Here is a 21477-nt window from a genome sequence, read left to right on the forward strand (position 1 = left end):
CTTCGTTTATCTATCCCGGATAGATTTCATTTTTCAGTAAATACGCATCGTGCCTGACGCGGGCAAATTCAGTGTCGCTCTGATTCAGCGGGCAGTGTGTGTCTCTGCTGTTCAGCAGGAGGCTGCGGGTATTCTTCCGCGAAGGAATCACGGTAATCTTATGCTGCTGTAACGGTTGGGATGGCTGCTTGTGATACATGCTGATGCTCCCCTTATCTGTCTCATCGTCGGTTGTCACAAAAACTTAATACAGCTAAAGCTCTGATACAGCATAGACGCTATTTATGACTTCGCTATGACAGTTTTACGGTGCCTTATAACTTTTTGTTAACACCGTCGAAGGGAAAGTGTGGCAGTCGTGGGGTGACGCAGAGTATGAGGGAGAGATGAGGGCCCGGAACGGGCCCTCATGGTGAGGCTTCAGACGCGTTTATTTAAGCAGTACGCTTAATTGTGCTTCAAGGGTCAGCTGATCTTTAGTGAAGTTGCGGATGCCCTCAGCAAGCTTCTCAGTGGCCATCGCATCTTCATTCATATTCCAGCGAAATGCTGCTTCACTGTTTTCAGCCAGATCGTCGGCGCTGACAGGGTTCTCTGCGAACAGTTTACGGTCAAGCGGTAACTGGGTATTGGCCAGTTCAGTGATCAGGGTAGGGCTGATTGTCAGGCGGTCACAGCCGGCCAGCTGACGGATTTCTTCAGCGTTACGGAAACTGGCACCCATGACGACCGTATTGAAGTTGTTCTGCTTGTAATAATTAAAGATGCGGCTGACAGATACGACGCCCGGATCATTTGCACCGGATAAGTCGGTACCTTCAGGGCTGTTCGCTTTGTACCAGTCAAGAATACGGCCAACGAAAGGCGAAATAAGGTACGCGCCGGCATCGGCACAGGCAACGGCCTGGGCAAAGCCAAACAGCAATGTCAGGTTACAGTTGATGCCTTCCTTTTCCAGTTGGCGTGCTGCTTCAATACCTTCCCAGGTGGATGCGATTTTGATCAGTACCCGGTCGTTAGCGATGCCTGCTTCGTTATAAAGCCCCATCAGTTTACGGGCTTTTTCCACGGTTGCCTGAGTATCAAAAGACAGGCGGGCGTCTACTTCGGTTGAGATGCGGCCCGGAATGTATTTCAGAATTTCGCAGCCAGCCAATACTGCCAGCTTATCGCTGGTGTTTGCCAGTAGTTCAGCAGAGCTTCCACCCTGGCTTAAGGCCCACTGACCTGCCTGCTGAATAAACGGACGATAACTTTCATCCTGGCTGGCTTTAAGTAGCAGGGAAGGGTTTGTGGTTGCGTCCTGCGGCTGTAATTGTTCAATCGCTTTGATATCACCGGTGTCTGCGACAATGGTGGTGAACTGTTTCAACTGATCCAGCTGGTTTTGCATATTAATAACTACCTGTCATTCTTATTGTGCTAAGGCGCGTTTACTTAACAAATTCCGCTGCCTGTTTAAGTACTTCTATGCCGGCACCACTGCGGTGGGCGTTTTCACTGATATGGCGACGGAACTGGCGGCCGCCTCGCTGACCATGAAATAAACCAAGAATATGGCGGGTCATATGACCCAGATAAGCACCCTGAGATAACTGTTCTTCAATGTATGGGTAAAGCTGCTCAAGAACCTCGGTGCGGCTTGGTACAGACGAGTCCTGACCATAACAGACTTGATCTACTTCAGCCATCATATAAGGGTTCTGATAGGCCTCCCTACCCAGCATGACACCGTCAACGTGCTGAAGATGCTCCTGGCTGGCCTCCAGAGTTTTTATACCGCCGTTAATCAGAATCTCCAGTTCCGGAAATGCTTGTTTGATCCGGTACACCCATTCGTATTTCAGTGGCGGGATATCTCGGTTTTCCTTTGGGCTCAGGCCCTGCAATATAGCTTTACGGGCATGGATGATGAAGGTATTGCAGCCTGACGCTTTAACGGTAGAAATGAAGTGGTGCAGCTCTTCATAACTGTCCATATCATCAATGCCTAAGCGGTGTTTTACCGTGACAGGAATTGAAACTGCGCTTTGCATGGTATGCAGGCACTCAGCAACCAATTCCGGATGTGCCATCAGGCAGGCACCGATCATATTGTTCTGTACCCGGTCACTCGGGCAGCCGACATTCAGGTTGACTTCATCATAACCAAAGTCTTCGGCCATTTTGCTGCACTGAGCCAGATCCTGAGGATTGCTGCCGCCCAGCTGTAACGCGACCGGATGTTCCTGCGGGCTGAATTTTAAGAAGCGTTCAGTATCACCATGAATCAGTGCGCCGGTGGTCACCATTTCTGTATACAGCACTGCCTGAGAAGAGATCAGTCGGTGAAAATACCGGCAATGCCGGTCAGTCCAGTCCATCATGGGGGCCACGGTGAAGGCTCGATTGACTGTATCCCGCGGGGTGTGGGGCTTCGGGGAAGATTTGGCTCGATTTTCTGACACGTAAAATTGCTCTATTTAGGCCCTGTTTTGCCCCTTTTTGCACTATTAGGGCTACGAAAATGCTACAAGAAATCTTTGTAGCAGCACTTCTCTTTAAGTGTTGAAGACGGCCTTATTAGAGGGCATGGATACCAAAAAAGCATCTTATTTCTGATCGTCGATACATAGAAAGAGAGGGCGTAATTTTACACTGTGTCGTAGAGCTATAGCAAAGTGCTGATTGTTAGATTGTCTGCGGAGATCTTGAGTTGTAGATAGATTTAAACAAGAGGAATTTCACTGAATTCAATTTTGTACTCAGTACTTGAAAGACTGCCTTGATAGACCTTACATTGCATATCGTTTTTTGCAATTGCTTTTAATATTCTTGATTTGGTCTCTTCAGTTGCTCTGGGGCCAAAGTATATTTTTTGGATGGCGTCTTTTGGTATTGGTGAAAGAAATACTCTGTTCCCAAATGTATCTGTTACTCCTGTATTGATTAGGTGGTCCTCCATCCGCGCTCTTACTATTCGGATTTCTTGTTCATAAGCCCAATCTAAAGGCTTGTTGTTCATAAGGTTTTTGTGCGCGTAGGTCGTTGTACTTGGGTTTTTAGGATTAAGGGTTGGGATTAATTCTGAGTAGATGACTGACATAGGGGATGTTTTCCCCCCTGCTTGGCTAGAGGCGTAGAAAAAGTCGTGGTTGTCTTCGAAGCCAATGATATAGCCAGTGTAGTCTTTGGCATAATGAGCCCACATTAACAGGTTTAGATTAGTTCTACTTAGAGATAACACTCCGTAGTTATCGCTAAGTAGCTCCCTGACTGTTTCTGAAGCAATAGATGGATCAAAGTTCTCTAAGATAGGTTCAATTGCTTCTGATCTGAGCCTTTCATATTCAGATGGATTGCTTTTAGCGGGGTGGTCTGTGGGAAGGGGAGTCAAGAATTTGTCATCGAATCGACGACAAAGATCTTCTTTCAATTCCTGGATATCAATTATTGAAGAAAATTCATATGGGTCATTTAGAGAAGTAAATGGGGTGAATCGAATAGCTAAGTTAGTGATGCAGTCTGTTCTTTCGGGTGGAAGGTATTTGAAAAACATCCGTTGTCATTCCTAATAGAATTATCGTAGCTATGCGCATTGTGCATTAGGCTCGGCTGTATTGGAATTCTTGTTTGGGAGCTGTCAATTTATATAAAAAGTTCACGGGCAGCAAAAAGTTATTGATTGTTGCCGTCTGTAGTTAGTTCTTAGAAGGAGTGTTATCGGTTTCTAGTTTGGTGTGGAGGATTTCGTAGCCGTTTAGCATTGCGTGTACATCTGAAGGTGGTAAGGAATTCAGCATTAATTGCTCTTGTTCTAAAAAGTTGCGGAAGCAGTACTCAATCTGGTCGTTGCTGAGGCCTGTAAACCATAAGCGAGTAAGGTTTCTTACTAGGTTAGCCATGAATTCAGTTTGTTTACATAGAGCTCGAAGCTCGAACTGTGAATGTGGCAGTTTTTGTATTAGGTGCGTTTCAGTGGCTTCTAACCCGGCTAAGCGACTTTTCAGAGCTAGCATGGCTCGTATCATGGAATCACCTACATTCTCTATGACCCTATGATTTCTTATTGCTTCAGTTAATACCGCAGAGTGAAGTTTGGTCGGATTGTATTGGCCGTGAGCGGCACTAATTTTTTTGCCAAGAATTGACAAGTTGTTTTCATTTTCAACATTACAAGCTTTCATCACTGCTTTGGCAATTGCTTGATCGTCTCTTTTATCTCTGCCTTTGGACAGATGAATAGCTAAGAAAACGCCATAGGCTGCCGCAACTAAATTACCAAAAAATGAAATAACACCTTTGGCTGCTTGGTCAAGTGTGTCTATCTTATCAGCATTCCACGTAAGGATTACAACAGCGATTACGGGAATGTTAATCAGCCAGATAGCGTGATCAAAAACAAAGTCTTTGAGTTTAGCTACTTTCTTCATAGATGCTTTCCCTGATCTAAGTGCTTTGATGGTTTATTTATATGATGATTTGGTTTAGTGGTGCTACGTTAGTGCTACGGGTTACAAATGGATTGTCGTAACTTATTGATTTATATGTGCTTATTGGCTTTGCGTATCCAGTCCATCATCGGTGCCACGGTAAAGCGGCGGTTGACGGTATCTGTGATGGTTGCTGGGCTGGGGCTTGAGTTCAGGGCGTTGTTCACTGTTGGTTCTACTATATCTTTAGGCATCAGAACTTCGTATTTGGGCTTCAGGTTTTTAGACTTTGCTCAGGGATCTGTGGTTGAGTTTGAGCAAGTCGCTCAGGTGGTTTTTCTGAGGTTTCGGCGATTATTAATGCCAGAGTTATGCTCTGAAAACCGGATACATTCATTACGGCGATTATAACCTGTGAGAGAAGCAGTTTCGATAAAAAGCGGTAGTTGAACTTACCTTAAAGAGAAGGGTGTTTGAAGACGGTGTGGGGGACACCACCACCGCCTTCTGGCTATCAACGGAGAGAAGAACTGCAGCCAACACATTGCGAGTGTGCGCTCACATTATAGGATTAATCGCCCGGGTGGACAATGCTGTTCATTTTTGCGGAAAAATATCTGTGTTGGGAGAGTGCAAAGACAGGAAATAAATAAAGCCGGGGATGTACCGCCGGCTTTAACTTGCTACTGGCTGGGCAGCCTTCAGAACAAGCGTTCGGATTATACGTCCAGCCGGTGAGCAGTTGCTACTTTGGTATTCACTATTTTGGTGAAAGACGGCCCGACTCGGGGGGGAACTGGGCCGCCTTTCAGGCAGCGCTCGTGGAGAGAGGATCTGCTGCCTACACTGATTTCGCAGTGCAACATCAGTATATGGATGTTTTTGGGTTGTTCAAGCAAACGATCGTTTTAATTTATTGATTTTTATATAAAAATCAGGGTGTTTACTTAGTCGTTTCTGTTGTCTTGCTTATTGAGGCAGCATTAGCAGGATTGGGAAGTTGTGGTTGGCAGTGCTGAAATGAAGATTGTGCAGACGCAGCTTACTGTCAATTTTGTGTTTTGCTTGCCAGTGACAGATAACATTGTATAAATGACCTGCCTTGTTGCTTCGGCAGGCCATGCGTAATTTTGATCCGCTTATTTAATGAATTTGTTATAGGCAAAGAGCAGGATTACAGCGCCGGCTGTTGCGGTAAGAATCGTGGCGATATTGAATCCGCTGACAGAGCCCAGGCCAATGAATGAGCCGATAAAGCCGCCGGCGAAAGCGCCCGCAATGCCCAGGACCATTGTCATAATCCAACCCATTTTATCTTCGCCTGGCATCAGCCAGCGTGCCAGTGCACCGGCGACTAATCCAAGAATTATCCAGCTTAAAATACCCATAAATATAGCCCTGATGAATGATTAATTTGTTGGCAATGATCTGTTTACTGTACTGAATCATTGCTTAATTATGGGGAGTTGCAAGGTACTGAGCACCAAAAGCTGATGATGAGTATGTATGGTTGAAAGGCTTTATTCGGAACGCTGCAGGTGCTCTGGTTGCTTGCTACGAAGCAGGTTTGATTGTGTCTTTTGGTGTGAAGAGTTTTAGCTTTTAATTAGAGTAAGCAGCGTTTTATCTTGCTTTTTTGTGGTGCTGATCCTTGGTTGGATAATGGTATTGGGGGCAGCTTCTTTCTTTGCCTGTTCAGAAGTAATTGCATAAGCCATAAAGTGTGGCTGCAGTTCGCCGTGTTCTTCCTGATAGCAGAATTCACTCAGCCGAAAATGGGTGAGCCCTTCTGCTCTTTTGGCGAGTTTTGGCAGATGGAGTATTTTGCCAACCTTAGGAAGGTGTCCGATACGTTTGGCAGATCCAATGAATGTATAACCTTCTGTAAAGAAGTTTATCGTGTATATCGTTTCCATGATGTCGTCCATACAGAGATCCTTTGTTGGACTGTTCAGTGACTGATCAGTCTATCGCGGGATTTTCCGGAAGATAATAATCATTCGTACATGTACTACCCAACCTGGGTAATATCTTACTCATTATGTGGATTTTTAAATAAACAGATTTTCCAAAAACTGGCGACACGCAGGGTGGCAGGTAAGTTTTTGAGACTTACTGTGCGCGGATAATGGAAAATAAATCCAGCTGATCTTCAGGTTGAAAGGCGGCTCGGGGGACGGTGAGCCGCCTTTCTGGCAATCTGCGGAGAGAACATCTGCCAGCACGTTACTGCTGTGCGAGGCGCATTATACGAAAGGATAATGCGTAATCAAGCAAACAGGCGTTTCAATTTGCTTAATCTTTATTCGTTATTGGGTATGCTGTGTATTAGATTAGCGACAAAATAGCCTGCTCTGATGGTTTCACGCTCAGTAAAGTGTGAAGTGACACTGCTTGTATTTCGGTTAATACCGGCCATATTGATAGAGCGGTCATGTTTTATATGACGACATTTTTTGACAGAAAACTGTCAGAAAGCCTGATTCAGATTGGTGAGGTGGGGCTGGTCAGGCGGGGAGAGGATGTGAGATTTATCAGTTTGTTTTTAATCGCAATTTTATCGGGTTGTGCGTCGGTGGATGGTGAAAAAGAAAAACTGGCGACGGCGGTGCCGGTTGATGATGTTGCAGCAGAAGAGCCTGTGGCGAAGGTGGATTCTTCGGTTGAATATATTCATCTGTTCGATGTTTTACAGAGGTATCCTAAGTCCGGTCTGGGTATTTTTGAGGACTGGGTGATTGTTAAAGTTAATACTGCTGATGAAAAGGCAATCTGGTCATTTCCACCCGTTTATCATCCCGCTTATCCTGCAGCTGTCAGACGCGAGATTATTAACAGTGATGGCAGCATCAGAATTCATACGCATATGAATTGTGCGGCAGCAGAGGCTTTGTGTGAGTTGCTATTCCGGGACTTTATTGCGATGAGTGAAAAAGTACTGGGCGGTTCTTAGAATTTCAAAAGTTCAGTATCGGGATGTGTCGCTTATTTGCACAGTGATACAGGGATTAGCATATAAGTTTTGTTGCGCGGTCCCGTATGAAGATGCCTGTTAAAAGAGCCGCAACAGGATTGCAGCTCTGCTTACCTAAGCGCCTGGGGGACATTCCTGACACTTAGTAATACAAGCGTTTGAATTATAAGGCGCTTATCAGGAGGATCGCAAGTCAGGAGAATCTCAGAGGATTGGTGAAAGGCAGCTCTTGGGGGACAGTGAGCTGCCTTTCTGGCTAATTCTATTAGGATCATCAGCCAACACGAAAGCTTCCGTGCCATCATATTATACGTGTTTGCTCAAATATTAATCAAGCAAGTGTCTTTTTAATCTCTTGATTTCGCTGGCTTATATAGCGGGGTTTATTGTCTGCCGGTTTTAGTTTCAGCGGGTATGCTTATTAAGCTGGCTGTTAGGTAAGAAGCTGTTTTTCGAGATTAAAAACTGATGGTTAGATACGAGTTTCAGGTTTTCAGAAGCAGACTATTTTTAAGTCGAATAATTAATGGAATGATAGTTAGTTTACCGTGCTTTAATACGCTGTTAGGCCCGGAAAAGCGTTAACTTTCCGGGTTAACGGTAATCACATTATTAGCATATATTTATTCGCTATAAGTTTAAAAAGAGAGATGCGTTAGCGTTTGGATATTTCCCGCATTAAACCGCTGAGATCCAGTCCCTGATGTGATGCAAGTTGTTCCAGGTCTGACTGGTTACGGGGCGGCACAGAGCTGAGCCGTTGAGCACGGGCTTTTTTCTCAGCTACTTTTTGCTCAATTTTTAGATGCAATTTATTCAATTGCTCGATGCTTAATGATGCGAGGCTTTCAAAAATGTCTTTCTTGTTCATGAAAAGGCAGTAAACCTGAAAATTTTCTGTGAGATTTCCTTACTGGCTTGGGACTCAAACGGCAAAGTCATGCTCCTTCCGTGTAGAAGGTTGCATTGCATAGAATTTTTTAAGCAACCTAAAACAAATTTTAGCACCAAATCTCAGACTGTTTAAGTTTTTGAGCTGATAAATTATTTTGCCTTGGTACTGCAGATTAAAATTTAGGCTGTAAGCTCAGGCTGATAAGCCTATAATTGCTGCTTAATAATCAGTGATATTCTTTCATCCATTTAATACAAGCTATACACATATGAAACCAAGCGAGAACAGTGGAATCCGACGTTTTTATTATGCAACTAAATACTCTATTCAGGGGTTCCGTGCTGCATATAAAGAAGAACAGGCATTTCGCTATGAGCTGGCGGCGATGTTGTTACTGGTACCGGCAGCGGTCTGGATCGCACAGAGTGGTGTCCAGCTTGCATTGTTGTGGGGGAGTTGTCTTCTGGTACTGGCATTTGAAATTGTGAATTCAGCAATAGAAGCAGTCGTTGATCGCTGGGGTTCTGAATATCATGAGCTGGCAGGGCGTGCCAAAGATATGGGGTCAGCAGGTGTCTTTCTGATGATCATTCTTACGGTTGTTGTGTGGGGCGGTGTGCTTTACGACAACGGGGTATTTGGCTGATTGCACGTAAGAGCAACTGTGCTTAGTTGCTTGGCTTGCAGGCAGGGGGGCTTTGAGTACGTCAAACTTCAGGCACAAAAAAACCAGCTTATGGCTGGTTAATTTGGGATCTGGTGATTAACTTCTTTGAAGTTGGTGGAGCCTAGCGGGATCGAACCGCTGACCTCAACACTGCCAGTGTTGCGCTCTCCCAGCTGAGCTAAGGCCCCTCACAAGATGGCGGCTATATTAATGACGACTCTGCAGACTGTCAAGCACTGCCGGGTACAAATCTTCAGAATTTTCCGGCAAAGGCCAAGTGTTTAATTTATAAATAAAAAAGCCCGGACAGTTTGCCCGGGCTTGGTGTCAGATCCTTTGGATATTAACCAAGGGATTTAGCCAGTTCGCGGTATTCTTTTTCCCAACGTTTAGCTTCTTTCTTAGATGGGCCACCGACGGTATTCAGTGCGTGACGGATACGGGCGCGGCTCATGTCTGGTCCCAGAATTTGCATAGAATCAACGACTGAAACACTGGCGCTGGTACCGGCGATCGCAATAAATAACGGGTAGAGGAAGTCACGAACCTTGAAGCTCATCGCGTCGCCCAGCGCTTTGCACTGGCTGAACAGGCGGTCCTTGTTCCACTGTTGTTCGGCGTCCAGCATCCAGGAAGCGTACTGGAGAATTTTGCGAACATCGTCACGTTCCAGTGACTTATGAGCGAAGCTTTCTTCAGTGATTGGCAACATGCCCGACATCAGGAAGCCGGCAACCGGTGCTACGTCGGTAAACTTTTCCACCCGTGGTTTAATCAGTGGAATAATCTGCATCAGGTATTCAGGATTGAGTGCCCATTGCTGGAATTGCTGGGCGAACTGTTCGTCGCTCAGGTCTTCACGGATCCACAGGCCATTCAGCCAGCTGAGTTTTTCCTGATCGAAGATCGGGCCGCCCAGTGATACCCGGCTGATATCAAAGTTGGCGATCATTTCTTCCAGATTGAATTTTTCACGCTCGTCCGGCATAGACCAGCCCATCCGGGCCAGATAGTTCAGAAGTGCGTCTGCCAGGTAACCCATACGCTGGTAGTAGATAATGCTGGTCGGGTTTTTACGCTTGGACAGCTTTGACTTATCCGGGTTACGCAGCAGTGGCATGTGGCAAAGTGCCGGCATATCCCAGCCAAAGTATTTATATAGCAGCTGGTGCTTAGGTGCAGAGCTGATCCATTCTTCACCCCGTAATACATGGGTGATTTCCATCAGATGGTCGTCGACAACGTTTGCCAGGTGGTAGGTTGGCATGCCGTCGGATTTCATCAGAATCTGACAGTCTACCTGCGACCATTCAACTTCGATGGTGCCGCGCAGCATGTCGTCGAAGACACAGACGCCTTCTTCAGGTACCTGCATACGAACCACATAAGGCGCATTTACCGCTTCACGGGCAGCAACTTCTTCAGCGGGCAGGGCCAGATCACTTTGTTTCAGGGCAGTTTGCAGACCCTGTTCGCGACGCTGATTGCGCAGTTCGTCCAGTTCTTCAGCAGTGCGGTAACATTTGAAGGCTTTACCTTCGTCCAGCAGTTGCTGAGTGTATTTCTGGTAGATTTCGCTTCGCTCACTCTGACGGTACGGGCCGTGCGGGCCAGGCTTGTCAGGACCTTCGTCCCAGTCCATTCCGAGCCAGCGCAGAGAATCAAGAATGGCCTGTTCGGATTCAGGGGTACTGCGGGTCTGGTCGGTATCTTCGATACGAAGAATAAACTCGCCGCCATGCTGACGGGCAAAAGCCAGATTGAATAAAGCAATATAGGCGGTACCAACGTGCGGATCGCCGGTAGGAGAAGGTGCAATACGGGTGCGAACAGTCATCAGAATCCTGCTAACAAAATCGGGTTAAGTAAAATTGCGCGCATTATACTCCGTTGCCGATGTGGGGTACATCATGTTGATGGCGGTTTGGCGCTGTCAGTCTGGGAACATACTGGTGCAAACAGGTGGGCGTTGCTTTATTCGGGGGCAGTATTTCGGCAATGAAAGGTAAGGTGTCAGTCTGTTAATGGCATCAGATTATTCAGGAAGATGGGGCATACAGGCGATATTCGCTGTGATTAATTTTGAATGAAGCACTGTTTTAACATCTTGGCATACTTCATGCTGTAGTAGAGGTACGGCTGTTGTTCAGCTGTGCTTTCTGTGGACTTTAGCGCCCGGTTTTCAGAGTTTTCTGAACCGGGCGTTTTTTTTATCTGAATAATAGGATATTTACAGGAGGTAACCTGTTCAGAGGTTGTTTTATTCAGCGTGCGGCTGCTGTATATAATGACGCCTTTCGCGCTGTACAGACGGTGCGTCTGATGCGATTGGATAAACAGAAAGGACGGAAAGTCATTTGCAATATAAAAATGCCTGGATGGTAAGGGCTAGTAAAGGAGGCCGCTTAGCTGAGCTTTTTGCAAGCCGGAGCTGTGTGGCACTGGGGTGGAATTGTCTGGGTAATCTTGCCGGTTATGCCGATATGGCAGAGCTGCACGGGGCTTACGTATCAGCCTACGGTGATGAGAAGCCCGCGAAAGTCAGTAACGCAGTGAGCATGCTGCATCGGTTTGCACAGCAGATCAGTGCCGGCGATCTGGTTATTACATATATGCCAGACCGAAGGGTGTATTTATTGGGTGAAGATCTGGGAGAGTACCGTCATGTTACTGAGGATGAGTGGGTTGACCGCTACGCTAACATTCGTCCTGTACGCTGGTTATCAGTTGTTTCCCGGGATGATCTGAGCAAGGCCGTTCAGAACAGTCTGGGGGCGACGCTGACACTGTTTTCGCTGAAGCACGAAGTGGTGTCTGAATTACAGAGTCATGCGCGACCTGTCGGTTCTGAATTGTTACCGGATGCCGGGAATGCTCAGTTAAGCCTTCCCGGTTGTCAGGTTTAATACTGGAAGAGTCTGAATTGTTTAAAGGTAACTTTATTTTTTGGCGGTTCCGGATTGCGTTTTTTCCAGTGTTTGGCTGCCAGCCGGATGAAAGCTTCACTTTGCAGGTTATGGACTAACACAGTACCGGAGCAAACCCAGGCTTTATTCAGGGCATCTCTGTAATATGAGCTGAATACCGGTCCGCGGCGGATCAGCCGCAGTGTGCCGGCGGGGGAATCATTACCACCGTAGCCCACATCGCGCCGGTATTTGTTGTACATGTTGACGGAACTGGCAACCCAGTCGTCAATTTTCAGTTCACCATTTTCCTGGCTGACACTGCCAATCTTGGTGAGGTTAAAGCTGTTATTCCACCCCGTCCGGAAGCCGTCATCTTCATCCCGTTCGCTGGATGCGTAAGGCGGTGCACCATGAACATCAAATGTCAGGTTAACTTTTTTACCGTTCAGGTTGTCGTTGCTGATGTTGAAGTAGCCCGGATCGATGCCGATGGCGGCCATTTCAAAGGTGGTTCCCTGATGGGGGAACGCGACATGAAAGTCCACCTGGGCATCAAAATCACCGTGATAGCAGTCACAGGTGACGGCCGCAGCACCTGAATATTCGCCGCCCTGTTTTATATCGATGTGTAACCCGTCTTCCTGATAAATCCGGGTGTCCTGGTTGGTATGGCTGTAACCGGCCGTCCAGAGGTTACGGTCAATCCGGTCGCCGTCAAAATTATCCTGCATTACCTGTGCCGGTGGCAGTAACTGCTCGCTGGTTGGCAGGGCGCCTTTGGCGATCAGTCCGGCAATATGAGGGGCGGCATATTTCAGGGCACTGATTGTTTCAGGAGTCGGGGCAAAAGGCTGCTGGGTGATCAGTAACCAGTTTTCGTTTTGAACGGGGCGGTTCCCGTTTAAAAAATAGCTGACGAATTCTTCTGCCCAGGCTAGCTGGTAATCGGTGTCGACGCAGCTGGCAGCATCAAGGGTAGCTGGGCTCAGCCCGTTCATCCGGGTAAGGTCTGCTGCCAGTTCTCCGTGATATCCCTGTTGGCGCATGAGCTGGCAGGTAGCAATTGGCGCAATGATGCAGGCCCGTTTTGCCAGGCCAAAGCGGTTTAGCAGCTCTGTCAGTAAAGTGGCCAGTTCGGACTGGTGTTCATATGTCAGATCATGCAGGCGAATCAGCAGCTGGGTACGGCGGCCAAAGATTCGAAGAACGTCTTCCAGTTTACTGAGCACTACTGGCCGCTGGCTGCTGGCGTCCCAGGGAGTATCTTCACCCTGTGCGCCGGTGGGCTGATAGTTGCTATCCAGTTCACTTGATCGCCAGGTTTTGCCTGCATCCAGTTTCCGGATAGCGTCCAGGTTCATGCTGTCAACCTGAGCAGGTACGCCGCAGCTATGTTCCAGGGAGGCGTTAGGGGTGCAGATAATCTGCTTATCCCGGGTTAGCAGTACATCCAGGCAAAGGCCGTTCGCACCACCTCCCAGTCCGGCCCACAGGCTTTCCATGGTGCTGGGAGGTGTTACCCAGCAGTCTCCGTTGTGGGCAAACAGAGTAATGTTTTTAATATCCATATGGGTCCCCACGATAAGTGCTGCTGTTGAATGGTGCGGTTATTCTTCCTGGAATTCAGGATGCATATCCCGGAACCACTGGATGACGGTTTCCACACGCCGTGGCTGGCTGATGTCCCGTCGGGTAGTGATGTAAATAGTATTCATCATCGGTGGCAAGTCGCCTTTGTCGTATTCAACCAGTTCACCGGTTTCCAGATAGGCTTCCACACAGTGACGGGGGAATACGCTGATACCTAAGCCGCCGATAACCATCTTAATTGCACCGACAATGTCGTTGATATCGCCGGTGTGATACAGCGAGCGGGCAGTCAGTGTTTTGGCTTCTGGCATAAAGTGTCTGGCCCACAGGTCAAAGCACACGTCCATTCCCGGATAGTTAATGAAGCGGTGGTCCATGACGGTTTCCGGCTGGAGTTCGTCAAGGGTGTTACGGGAACTTGAGACCAGTACGTATTCTTCTTCACAGAAAGGAATGTAGCGCAGTGAAGGGTGCTCAATACGTTCAGTAACGAAGCCAAAATCAAAACGGTCATCGATGACTGATTGGGTTACCGCTTCCGTCGGGCACAGTTCAACCTGAAGAGCGATACCGGGAAAGTCCAGGCGACGCTGTAACAGCATTGGGAAGTGCGGGCTTTGCAGGCATGAAGGTGGCATTGCATAGCGCACCATACCTTCCATGGATTCCTGTCCCTGATCGAGACCGTCATGGAATTCAGCGGTGACATCCATAATGCGGCGGATATATTGCTGCAGCATTTTGCCGGCACTGGTGAGTTTATAGGTGTCACTGACTTTTATGACGACATCATGCCCCAGTGTTTCGCGGATTTTGATCATGTGATCAGAAACCACAGAAGGGCTTTGGGCAGATTTCTTTGCGGCGGTAGCATATGAGCCATATTCAGCCACAGCCATAAAAGCTTTGAAGAGTTTGGGGTCTAGCTTGAGGTACTTCTGACTGGCGAAATTCATCTGTCGGATCCGTGATAACAGTTTTCTTCGTCACATCCCTTGCTGATTGTTATATTCCGATATAACAATGAAGAGCGATCCATGCCAAGAACTCGCAATTATATGCAAAAAAATTGTCTTTGCGTACTTATCTTATTGAAAGTTAAGTGTCCACGTCCATGTGGGTGGAGAGATCCGTCGAAGCTGTGGTCTATAGAACATGCGTTCCTTCGCTGGCTTTCAGGCTAAACAGGCTCCGCTGTTTGCCGTTCCGTGATGGCTTTGTTCTATAGAGGCCAAATCCGTTTTGGCGCTGTGCGTAGTATCATCCTTGTGGGCATCCGGGCCGCAATATTCGTTCCATGGTACGTCATATCCGTTTACGCACTTTGTAAAGCATTTATCCCTGATAATTCCGTTTTGTTTCAGTGCAGTCCCTGCTGTCTGAATCCTTTTAGACCTTTATAAATTTTTTTCCCTGGGAGGAAGTCCACTTCCCCAACAACCCATCCACTGTGCGTATCATCCTTTCAGCGCACTTCCCATTTCCATATGGGGTTATCTGTCCCTGCCTGTCCCTGGTGTTTTAAATCCTTTTACCCGCCAGCATCCCTGTGGCGTTATCTTTCCTGAAGTCCTGACCTAGAAGAATCTTTAAACCGGGCTGACCAGTAACTGCCGGAGCCGTGAAATTTCCAGCAGTTCTTCGTTGTTAATGACACGGTCGAAGACCGAGTCCAGCAAATCCACCATGCCCTGGTTGATCACTTTTGTTCCTTCAATGTTTGCTTCGAGCTTTACACCGTGTAGATAGTTATGCCGGATATCACCAAAATTGACGTCGCTGATTTGTCCCGGTTCCAGCTCAACGCTACGGGTTCCGTAGGGAGTCTGGGTAACATCACTGTTCGATCTGCCCGATACATACAGGGTGACCTGAATAGGATGTTCTGTGTCGTTACATATCGTCTTTACGCGCATCTTGTCTCGGTTTACTGCGGTTGCTCATTTAACGCTTCAAACTTTAGCGGCTCCCTTTAGTAAAGGCCAACCGTAAGTTCAGGATTGCCAATCCGGGAAATCCGGCTGGCATTAGTCTTTAGTATCGGCTATAAGAAATGTTGCTTATAAATCAGCTAGATAGGAGGTGGTGATGGATAAGGGTACAGCACCTGTCAGGCGGATACATCCTGCAGGGATACGTGTCTGGCAAGGATTTCGCATTGCCTCCATGGCGGCCGACTGGCAGAGATTCAGTGAGCAGTTGGGGAAAATTTTTATACCTGCAACTGTGCAGCAAATGCAGCCGTTAGGCTTGCAGGCATACTTTCCTCTGATTTTGCCCGATTCCGGATTTACCTTACCGGATGAGTTGGCATTAGTGATTTACTCGAGTCAGGACGTTTATAAAACCGCAACCCGTGAAACGGTTGCGGGGCGGGCCTATGGTACATTGCATGGGACTGTGTTTAATTTCAACCGGGAAGGGGACATTCCCAAGAGCCGGTCTTTTTTTCCGGTGGCCTGGTCCGGCAATCTGGAAGATTCCAAACCTGTCTATCTGAAGGATGCAGCAATTGACTGGCATTCAGGAGTGCTGCGTTGTCTGGTAATGAAAAGCCGTGATGAACACGGGATGTCGGATCAGTATGCGCAAATTTCTGCCATTGCGAATGACTGGCTTGAAGGAAGTAATGAAACCTCTGATAACGTAATTCTGCAGGTTGAAGAGGGTTATCTGCTTTGCTGGGAGCATTATGATAATGCAGTAACAAATGGCCTGACTGATCTATTGAAAACTCAGGTTCAGGGTGTGGTTGTCATTGATACCTGTGCCGAAAAAGTTATGGTCCAGCCGCTGTTTTCTGCACCGGATAACGGGGTTGAACCGGTAGCCGGTTTACTGATGGATGTACGTCTGGAAAGCGGTTGATTAAACCCTTTTTACTGACGGTGCTGTTCCCGTGCAAAAGTAGGGGCAGTACCAAAATAGTCTTTATAACAGTTGCTGAAGTGGCTGGAGCTGACAAAGCCGCAGGCCAGTGCAATATCAGTAATGCTGTGACTGGTTTGTAACAGCAGTCGCCGCGCCTGAGTAATCCGTAATTCCAGGTAGTATTTACTGGGTGATGTTTCCAGATGATTCTGGAAAAGACGTTCTGCCTGACGCCGCGACACACCGACAAAATTACACAGTTCTTCGACACTCAGAGGCTCTTCGATATTAGCGGTCATCAGCTGGATCAGTTCTCTGAGACTTTCAGGTAAGTTTGCTTTGTCTGATAATTGCGTCAGACGATTCTGGCTGTTCTCTGCCAGTTGATCGCAGCTGAGAATTTCCCGGATTGCCCGGACAATGTCTTTTCCCTGCAGGCGTTCAATGATTTTCAGCATCATCTCAAGCGCGCTGTTTGGGCCGGCACAGCTGATACGGTTGTTGTCCGTGACAAAAATCTGATCGCTGACGTGTACCTTGGGATACTTTTCCTTAATGAAGGCGTGATTCTCAGGGTGTATTGCACACTGAGTGTCATCCATCAGGCCTGCCTGAGCCAGCGCAATGGCACCATTCCACAGGCCGCCGTAAATAATTTGGGAGGTGTTCTGTGATTTCAGGTATTCCGTCAGTGCCGGATGAACATCAATGCTGCAGCGGTAGCCGCCACACACGATCAGCATGTCGTAATTATCTTTTGTATCTGTTTGCAGTTGCGACAGATGGGTGCCGGTGGAAATCTCAATTCCCAAATCGCTTTTTACCTGAGTGCTGTCCAGGCCGATGGTCTGATAGCTGAACAATGGTGCGGTGCGTACCAGGTTGGCGGTAACCAGCGCATCAACGGCTGCAGTAAAGGCCATCATAGAAAAATGCTCCAGCAGAACGAATGCGACGTGCAGCGGTTTTTCTGACGTGGTTTCACCCGGGAGGAAACGGCGGTTGGTTTCACGAAGCGGGGTACTGAACTGACGGGTATCTTTTGGTGCGCTCATTGGTTGCTGAGTTCTCACAGGTTAAGGCGCTTTTATAACAGTTTTCTCTGAAAAGTTGTAATTTTCCAGAGTACGTTTTTGGTTTGACTGTCATTTGATCAGTAAGTTACTGGTGGGGATGTTTGTGCAGCATGTTTATTTTGTAAACAGGCTGTAATTTTTTGTAAATGTATTGGTGGAAGTAATTGTTGGGTGTAACAGGGTATTTATATCATTTAGATAAATATAAATATAAAAACGATAAAACATGCGGTTAGCTAAGGTTTTTTACAAAGTGTTAATAATTCTTTGGTTAGACGTTTTTTGAGGCTGATTTTGGCAGGTTAGAAATATTATTTTTCTCTGTGTATAAACGTTTTAACTGTTTATTCGAAACACGCTGCAAGGTTGTAGTTGATGTAAATAGTTTTAGCTGTGCAGGTGAGTTTTTATCAGTTGCATATATATAAAAATAATATTTCCGGAGTTCCTCATGAGTAAAATGTCCAGCTTCAAATCCCTGATTGCCAGCAGCATGATGTTGGGTGCGGTTTTAACCACTTCTGCAGAGGCCGCGACTACATTGCGGATTGCCAGCCAGCATGCGCCTGATCAGTACGCATCTGAAGTGTTACGTCAGATTAAGGATGAGCTTGAGGGAGCAGGTGTCGATCTGAAAATTAAATTGTACCCGGCCGGTCAGCTGGGTTCAGGTGAGCAGCTTTTAGGTGAAGCTGCGCGCGGTACCATTGATATCGTCCATTCCTTTGTTTACAGCCATAAAGATCCGGTACTGGAGATTAACTCTCTGCCGTATCTGGTTTCGAACTATGACGAAATGGAAAAAGTCTTCAGCCCGGGTTCTAACTTCTACACTCTTTTTGATCAGCGTATGGATAAACTGAACCTTAAACTGTTGGGAATTACCGCTGAAGGTTTCATTGGTGTAATGGCTTCAACAGAGCCTGAAAACTACCGTACCACCGGTGCAAAAGGCCAGAACATCCGTGTCTGGAGTGCACAGTCTGCGAAGCTGGCCACTCAGGATATGGGCTATAACACGACCACAATTGACTGGGGTGACGCATTCCCAGCGATCCAGCAGGGTGTGGTTGATGGCATGATCGGTGCAACACCAGAAGCGACCTATACCACCTTTAAAGAAGCGATCAGCAACTATGTGCCGTATAACGCATTTGTTGAAAACTATGCTTACTACGCCAGTAAGAAAACCTGGGAAAAGAAGCTGAACGACGAACAGCGTAAGGTTATCGAAGATGTTTTCGCCCGTGCTGCTGCCAAGTTTGTGGACTGGAGCCGCGAGAATGATGCGGCCAATCTGAAAAAACTGGAAGAGTTCGGCGTAAAGGTTCTGCCAATTACCGATGCTGAGCGTGGTGCGATTGCTGATGAGATCCGTGCCAAGACATGGCCTAAGCTGGAAGAGCGTCTGGGTAAGGAAAACCTGGATAAAATCGTTGCAGATCTGTAACGGTTCCTTTGTCTGAAAAGATGGCTGTAGTGAAAATGTTATTAACTGCAGCCTTCTTTTGTTTTTAATTCTGAGTAAAAAAGGTGCTTTATGTATTTAGATATACCGCGCCCGCTCAGAAGTCTGGTTAATTTCTTGCTGCAAATAAAACAGTATTTTTTGGCGGCTGCCAGCCTGATTATGGCATTCGTGTTTTTCTTTGTGGTGATTCTGCGTTATTGGTTTCAAACAGACCTTTTTGCGTATGAAGAATGGGTATTGATGCTGGCTTTCTGGGTTTATTTTCTGGGCGGTGCAATGGGAAGTTATGAAAACACCCATGTCAAAGCCGACTTTTTATTATCAGTCATGGATGACCCGCGTAAAAAATGGCTGGTGGTTAACTTTACGATTTTTCTTGAAGTGCTGATCGGGCTGGTGCTGAGTTACTGGGGCTGGCTGATGGTTGAGGAAGAAGTGGTTGCTTATCCTGACTGGCAGCGTACCACCGGGCTGGAATTGCCTTTCTTTATTCCGAAACTGGGTATTTTCCTCGGATTTGTCTTCATGACCTTTTATACCGCTCTGCATCTCTATAGCGGATTGCGTTCCGGGCCGAGCGACGTCTGGGAAGATAACGAAACTCCACCACACATCTGACAGGCAGGCTTTATGTTAATTCTTCTGACACTATTAGTGATCTGTGTCGCCCTGCTGATCGGTATTCCGGTACCGTTCGCCTTTGGCCTGGCACTGATCTATATGTCGCTGACCGGTGATCATGATCCGGCTGGCTTTTTAACCTCAGGGCACTGGCGCATGAATGTGCTGGTTCTGCTGGCGATTCCTCTGTTCATTATTGCCGGTACGATTATGGAGCGGGGCAAGATTGCTCAGCCTCTGGTTGAGCTGGCAGAGTTATTTGTTGGCCGCTTTAAAGGCGGTATTGCATATACAGCTGTGGGAGCAAGTGCGGTATTCGGATCGATTGCCGGCAGTGCTACTGCAACCCTGACCTGTATCGGCAGTATTATGATGCCGCAGCTGCGTAAGGCGAATTATCCTGAAGGATTGTCTGCCGCCCTGATTACCAATGCTGCCCCACTGGGGTTGCTGATTCCCCCTAGTGCCATTCAGATTATCTATGCCTGGGTGACCCGTCAGTCGGTGCTGAAGTGCTTTCTGGCGACGATTGTACCGGGCCTGATTCTGGTTACGCTGCTGTGTATCGTTAACTTCTTTATGCTTCGCAAGCATAAAGGTATTAAAACCCTGCCGCCAAGTGATGATTTTGTTGGCGAAGTGACCCGCAAGAGCCGTTTTGCGTTACCGGCGCTGCTGATGCCATTCATGATTCTGGGTGGTATTTACGGCGGTATTATGACGCCGACTGAAGCGGCGGGTATTGCTGTGGTGTATGCCATTCCTGTGGGGTTCTTTATCTATAAAGGCCTGAATAAGGATAACTTCAAAGAAGCGCTGGTACAGTCTGCAACCACCACCGGTGTGGTCATGGTGATGTTCTTCATGGTGATGATTGTCAGCCGGCTGCTGATTTTTGAAGACATCCCGGGCCTTGCTCAGGAGCTGATTTTCTCTGTCTCTGAAAATCCAATTGTTGTGCTGATTATGATTAACGTTGTGATGATTCTGATCGGCATGCTGATGGACGATGTCAGTGGCGTGTTACTGGCCTCTCCGCTGTTATTCCCGATTGTGGTTGAACTGGGGGTTGATCCTATTCAGTTTGCAGCAATTGTGGGTGTAAACCTGGGGATGGGGAATATTACACCGCCAACGGCACCACTGCTGTATCTTGGTTCCCGGGTAACGAATGTACGTGTCAGTGCCATGCTGAAACCAACGCTGATCATGATTGCATTCGCCTGGATACCGACGCTGATTATCACGACGTATGTACCGCAGGTGTCTCTGTTCTTGCCAGAGTTATTAATGGGTTAACTGCCCGTGTAAAGATCACGGTTCAAAACCCCGGTTGTTTCGGCACCGGGGTTTTTTTTTATGTATCAGCGTAGGGGATGGGTATCGTGCTGAATGACTTCTGGTTTTACGATGGGGTTGCCCCGGGTATCAAAGAGTGGTGTAGGGTGGCTTAAGCCGCGAATTTTCCAGATCAGCAGCCGGAAAATGATCTTTATAGTGATGCTTAGGGGCATGCCGCTGTGTCTGGCAGCTTTGATCCGGGTGCCGGTTGCATGTTTGGCATGAATATAGCCCTTAACATCTCCCAGAATCTGCTGGCGCTCCTTGGCATCCAGCCGGATAAAACTGTGGATCAGGCCAATAAAGGGGACACCGGCTGTTAGCGTATTGCCTATGGGTGTAAAACAGCAGCGGGTATACCAGCGGAGCGTGCCTTTGGGGGAGAGTTTCAGGCATGCAATATGTTCGTGACCTTCGGTGATTTGTAAATGGGCCGGTGGCATCTGAAACACTTCAGTACCGCCGTCGGCATCCAGAACAGGCTGGTGGTCTTCGGCCTGCTGGTTTGATTTAAGGTATTGTGCAAATGCCTGACAGCTGCGGCAGTAACAAACTAGGCGGTTACCGCTGGTGGGTGAGGCATTTTTAGCGATGCCTTTCACCGCGCTGCAATGGCATTGCAGAGGTATGTCGGTCATGGTTGTTGTTCT

At 47.4% G+C, this 21477-nt stretch carries 22 protein-coding genes and 1 tRNA gene; 7 read left to right on the forward strand and 16 right to left on the reverse strand.

Going from position 1 to position 21477, the window contains the following annotated elements; genetic code table 11:
• Window positions 1-10: 10 nt before the first annotated feature.
• From JYB63_RS21885 to JYB63_RS21920, 8 genes are all read right to left on the reverse strand, one after another.
• On the reverse strand, window positions 11-199 hold the full coding sequence (locus tag JYB63_RS21885) for a hypothetical protein (RefSeq protein ID WP_205660068.1): 189 nt from the start codon (window positions 197-199) through the stop codon (window positions 11-13).
• 231 nt (window positions 200-430) lie between these two features.
• Window positions 431-1393 carry a transaldolase gene (gene tal, locus JYB63_RS21890; RefSeq protein ID WP_205660069.1) on the reverse strand — a complete coding sequence of 321 codons (963 nt, stop codon included), beginning with the start codon at window positions 1391-1393 and terminating at the stop codon, window positions 431-433.
• A 40-nt stretch (window positions 1394-1433) separates the two neighbouring features.
• Window positions 1434-2447 carry a tRNA dihydrouridine(20/20a) synthase DusA gene (gene dusA / locus JYB63_RS21895; RefSeq protein WP_205660070.1) on the reverse strand — a complete coding sequence of 338 codons (1014 nt, stop codon included), beginning with the start codon at window positions 2445-2447 and terminating at the stop codon, window positions 1434-1436.
• Between the two features lie 260 nt (window positions 2448-2707).
• Window positions 2708-3538, reverse strand: a complete 831-nt coding sequence (locus JYB63_RS21900; RefSeq protein ID WP_205660071.1) for a DUF2971 domain-containing protein — start codon at window positions 3536-3538, stop codon at window positions 2708-2710.
• Window positions 3539-3680: 142 nt separating this feature from the next.
• A complete protein-coding gene (locus JYB63_RS21905) occupies window positions 3681-4412 on the reverse strand; it encodes a hypothetical protein (protein WP_205660072.1) in 732 nt (243 codons plus the stop codon).
• Between the two features lie 110 nt (window positions 4413-4522).
• Window positions 4523-4666 carry a hypothetical protein gene (locus JYB63_RS21910; protein WP_205660073.1) on the reverse strand — a complete coding sequence of 48 codons (144 nt, stop codon included), beginning with the start codon at window positions 4664-4666 and terminating at the stop codon, window positions 4523-4525.
• 885 nt (window positions 4667-5551) lie between these two features.
• Window positions 5552-5800 (reverse strand): GlsB/YeaQ/YmgE family stress response membrane protein, encoded by a 249-nt coding sequence (locus tag JYB63_RS21915; protein ID WP_205660074.1) that lies wholly within the window; start codon window positions 5798-5800, stop codon window positions 5552-5554.
• A 207-nt stretch (window positions 5801-6007) separates the two neighbouring features.
• Window positions 6008-6340: a hypothetical protein gene (locus JYB63_RS21920; protein WP_205660075.1), complete on the reverse strand. Its 333-nt coding sequence runs from the start codon at window positions 6338-6340 to the stop codon at window positions 6008-6010.
• A 515-nt stretch (window positions 6341-6855) separates the two neighbouring features.
• Here JYB63_RS21920 and JYB63_RS21925 point away from each other — a divergent pair.
• Window positions 6856-7365: a hypothetical protein gene (locus JYB63_RS21925; RefSeq protein WP_205660076.1), complete on the forward strand. Its 510-nt coding sequence runs from the start codon at window positions 6856-6858 to the stop codon at window positions 7363-7365.
• A gap of 676 nt (window positions 7366-8041) precedes the next feature.
• On the opposite strand, the gene JYB63_RS21930 is transcribed toward JYB63_RS21925, so the two are convergent.
• On the reverse strand, window positions 8042-8257 hold the full coding sequence (locus JYB63_RS21930) for a hypothetical protein (protein WP_205660077.1): 216 nt from the start codon (window positions 8255-8257) through the stop codon (window positions 8042-8044).
• 292 nt (window positions 8258-8549) lie between these two features.
• Between JYB63_RS21930 and JYB63_RS21935 the strand changes: the two genes are divergently transcribed.
• On the forward strand, window positions 8550-8927 hold the full coding sequence (locus JYB63_RS21935; protein ID WP_205660078.1) for a diacylglycerol kinase: 378 nt from the start codon (window positions 8550-8552) through the stop codon (window positions 8925-8927).
• A gap of 133 nt (window positions 8928-9060) precedes the next feature.
• On the opposite strand, the gene JYB63_RS21940 is transcribed toward JYB63_RS21935, so the two are convergent.
• A tRNA-Ala gene (locus tag JYB63_RS21940) sits at window positions 9061-9136 on the reverse strand.
• Window positions 9137-9291: 155 nt separating this feature from the next.
• Window positions 9292-10785, reverse strand: a complete 1494-nt coding sequence (gene gltX, locus JYB63_RS21945) for a glutamate--tRNA ligase (RefSeq protein ID WP_205660079.1) — start codon at window positions 10783-10785, stop codon at window positions 9292-9294.
• 541 nt (window positions 10786-11326) lie between these two features.
• On the opposite strand from gltX, the gene JYB63_RS21950 reads away from it, so the two are divergent.
• Entirely contained in the window at window positions 11327-11854 is a 528-nt protein-coding gene (locus JYB63_RS21950; protein ID WP_509149418.1) for a restriction endonuclease, read from the forward strand.
• Here the strand turns inward: JYB63_RS21950 and JYB63_RS21955 are convergent.
• From JYB63_RS21955 to JYB63_RS21965, 3 genes are all read right to left on the reverse strand, one after another.
• Window positions 11851-13425 (reverse strand): hypothetical protein, encoded by a 1575-nt coding sequence (locus tag JYB63_RS21955; RefSeq protein WP_205660081.1) that lies wholly within the window; start codon window positions 13423-13425, stop codon window positions 11851-11853. The two genes, JYB63_RS21950 and JYB63_RS21955, sit on opposite strands and share 4 nt — an antisense overlap.
• A 39-nt stretch (window positions 13426-13464) precedes the next feature.
• Complete coding sequence (locus JYB63_RS21960) at window positions 13465-14403, reverse strand: LysR family transcriptional regulator (protein ID WP_205660082.1); 939 nt, start codon at window positions 14401-14403, stop codon at window positions 13465-13467.
• Between the two features lie 633 nt (window positions 14404-15036).
• Window positions 15037-15363, reverse strand: coding sequence for a hypothetical protein (locus JYB63_RS21965; protein ID WP_205660083.1), 327 nt, complete (start codon window positions 15361-15363; stop codon window positions 15037-15039).
• A gap of 172 nt (window positions 15364-15535) precedes the next feature.
• Here JYB63_RS21965 and JYB63_RS21970 point away from each other — a divergent pair, with 172 nt between their 5' ends.
• Window positions 15536-16315, forward strand: coding sequence for a hypothetical protein (locus JYB63_RS21970; RefSeq protein WP_205660084.1), 780 nt, complete (start codon window positions 15536-15538; stop codon window positions 16313-16315).
• An 11-nt stretch (window positions 16316-16326) separates the two neighbouring features.
• On the opposite strand, the gene JYB63_RS21975 is transcribed toward JYB63_RS21970, so the two are convergent.
• The gene (locus JYB63_RS21975) at window positions 16327-17373 is read right to left on the reverse strand and encodes a GlxA family transcriptional regulator (RefSeq protein ID WP_205660085.1); all 1047 of its coding nucleotides are present in this window, start codon (window positions 17371-17373) and stop codon (window positions 16327-16329) included.
• Between the two features lie 472 nt (window positions 17374-17845).
• Between JYB63_RS21975 and dctP the strand changes: the two genes are divergently transcribed.
• The 3 genes from dctP (at window position 17846) to JYB63_RS21990 (ending at window position 20785) form a co-directional block, all read left to right on the forward strand.
• Entirely contained in the window at window positions 17846-18844 is a 999-nt protein-coding gene (gene dctP / locus JYB63_RS21980) for a TRAP transporter substrate-binding protein DctP (RefSeq protein WP_205660086.1), read from the forward strand.
• 90 nt (window positions 18845-18934) lie between these two features.
• A complete protein-coding gene (locus JYB63_RS21985; protein WP_205660087.1) occupies window positions 18935-19483 on the forward strand; it encodes a TRAP transporter small permease in 549 nt (182 codons plus the stop codon).
• A gap of 12 nt (window positions 19484-19495) precedes the next feature.
• Window positions 19496-20785 carry a TRAP transporter large permease gene (locus JYB63_RS21990; protein ID WP_205660088.1) on the forward strand — a complete coding sequence of 430 codons (1290 nt, stop codon included), beginning with the start codon at window positions 19496-19498 and terminating at the stop codon, window positions 20783-20785.
• Window positions 20786-20850: 65 nt separating this feature from the next.
• On the opposite strand, the gene JYB63_RS21995 is transcribed toward JYB63_RS21990, so the two are convergent.
• Entirely contained in the window at window positions 20851-21465 is a 615-nt protein-coding gene (locus JYB63_RS21995; RefSeq protein ID WP_205660089.1) for a DUF6151 family protein, read from the reverse strand.
• Between the last annotated feature and the right edge of the window lie 12 nt (window positions 21466-21477).

Source organism: Aliamphritea spongicola (genome assembly GCF_017051665.1).
Taxonomy (GTDB): Bacteria; Pseudomonadota; Gammaproteobacteria; order Pseudomonadales; family Balneatricaceae; genus Amphritea; species Amphritea spongicola.

Excerpts from the sequence above, each read along its gene's own strand:
- JYB63_RS21970 (WP_205660084.1), top strand. The coding sequence starts at position 15,536 with ATGGATAAGGGTACAGCACCTGTCAGGCGGATACATCCTGCAGGGATA.
- JYB63_RS21950 (WP_509149418.1), top strand. The coding sequence starts at position 11,327 with ATGGTAAGGGCTAGTAAAGGAGGCCGCTTAGCTGAGCTTTTTGCAAGC.
- JYB63_RS21910 (WP_205660073.1), bottom strand. The coding sequence starts at position 4,666 with ATGCCTAAAGATATAGTAGAACCAACAGTGAACAACGCCCTGAACTCA.
- JYB63_RS21990 (WP_205660088.1), top strand. The coding sequence starts at position 19,496 with ATGTTAATTCTTCTGACACTATTAGTGATCTGTGTCGCCCTGCTGATC.
- JYB63_RS21915 (WP_205660074.1), bottom strand. The coding sequence starts at position 5,800 with ATGGGTATTTTAAGCTGGATAATTCTTGGATTAGTCGCCGGTGCACTG.
- JYB63_RS21965 (WP_205660083.1), bottom strand. The coding sequence starts at position 15,363 with ATGCGCGTAAAGACGATATGTAACGACACAGAACATCCTATTCAGGTC.
- JYB63_RS21955 (WP_205660081.1), bottom strand. The coding sequence starts at position 13,425 with ATGGATATTAAAAACATTACTCTGTTTGCCCACAACGGAGACTGCTGG.
- gltX (WP_205660079.1), bottom strand. The coding sequence starts at position 10,785 with ATGACTGTTCGCACCCGTATTGCACCTTCTCCTACCGGCGATCCGCAC.
- JYB63_RS21930 (WP_205660077.1), bottom strand. The coding sequence starts at position 8,257 with ATGAACAAGAAAGACATTTTTGAAAGCCTCGCATCATTAAGCATCGAG.
- JYB63_RS21900 (WP_205660071.1), bottom strand. The coding sequence starts at position 3,538 with ATGTTTTTCAAATACCTTCCACCCGAAAGAACAGACTGCATCACTAAC.
- JYB63_RS21960 (WP_205660082.1), bottom strand. The coding sequence starts at position 14,403 with ATGAATTTCGCCAGTCAGAAGTACCTCAAGCTAGACCCCAAACTCTTC.
- JYB63_RS21995 (WP_205660089.1), bottom strand. The coding sequence starts at position 21,465 with ATGACCGACATACCTCTGCAATGCCATTGCAGCGCGGTGAAAGGCATC.
- JYB63_RS21925 (WP_205660076.1), top strand. The coding sequence starts at position 6,856 with ATGACGACATTTTTTGACAGAAAACTGTCAGAAAGCCTGATTCAGATT.
- JYB63_RS21885 (WP_205660068.1), bottom strand. The coding sequence starts at position 199 with ATGTATCACAAGCAGCCATCCCAACCGTTACAGCAGCATAAGATTACC.
- JYB63_RS21935 (WP_205660078.1), top strand. The coding sequence starts at position 8,550 with ATGAAACCAAGCGAGAACAGTGGAATCCGACGTTTTTATTATGCAACT.
- tal (WP_205660069.1), bottom strand. The coding sequence starts at position 1,393 with ATGCAAAACCAGCTGGATCAGTTGAAACAGTTCACCACCATTGTCGCA.
- JYB63_RS21985 (WP_205660087.1), top strand. The coding sequence starts at position 18,935 with ATGTATTTAGATATACCGCGCCCGCTCAGAAGTCTGGTTAATTTCTTG.
- dctP (WP_205660086.1), top strand. The coding sequence starts at position 17,846 with ATGAGTAAAATGTCCAGCTTCAAATCCCTGATTGCCAGCAGCATGATG.
- JYB63_RS21975 (WP_205660085.1), bottom strand. The coding sequence starts at position 17,373 with ATGAGCGCACCAAAAGATACCCGTCAGTTCAGTACCCCGCTTCGTGAA.
- JYB63_RS21905 (WP_205660072.1), bottom strand. The coding sequence starts at position 4,412 with ATGAAGAAAGTAGCTAAACTCAAAGACTTTGTTTTTGATCACGCTATC.
- JYB63_RS21920 (WP_205660075.1), bottom strand. The coding sequence starts at position 6,340 with ATGGACGACATCATGGAAACGATATACACGATAAACTTCTTTACAGAA.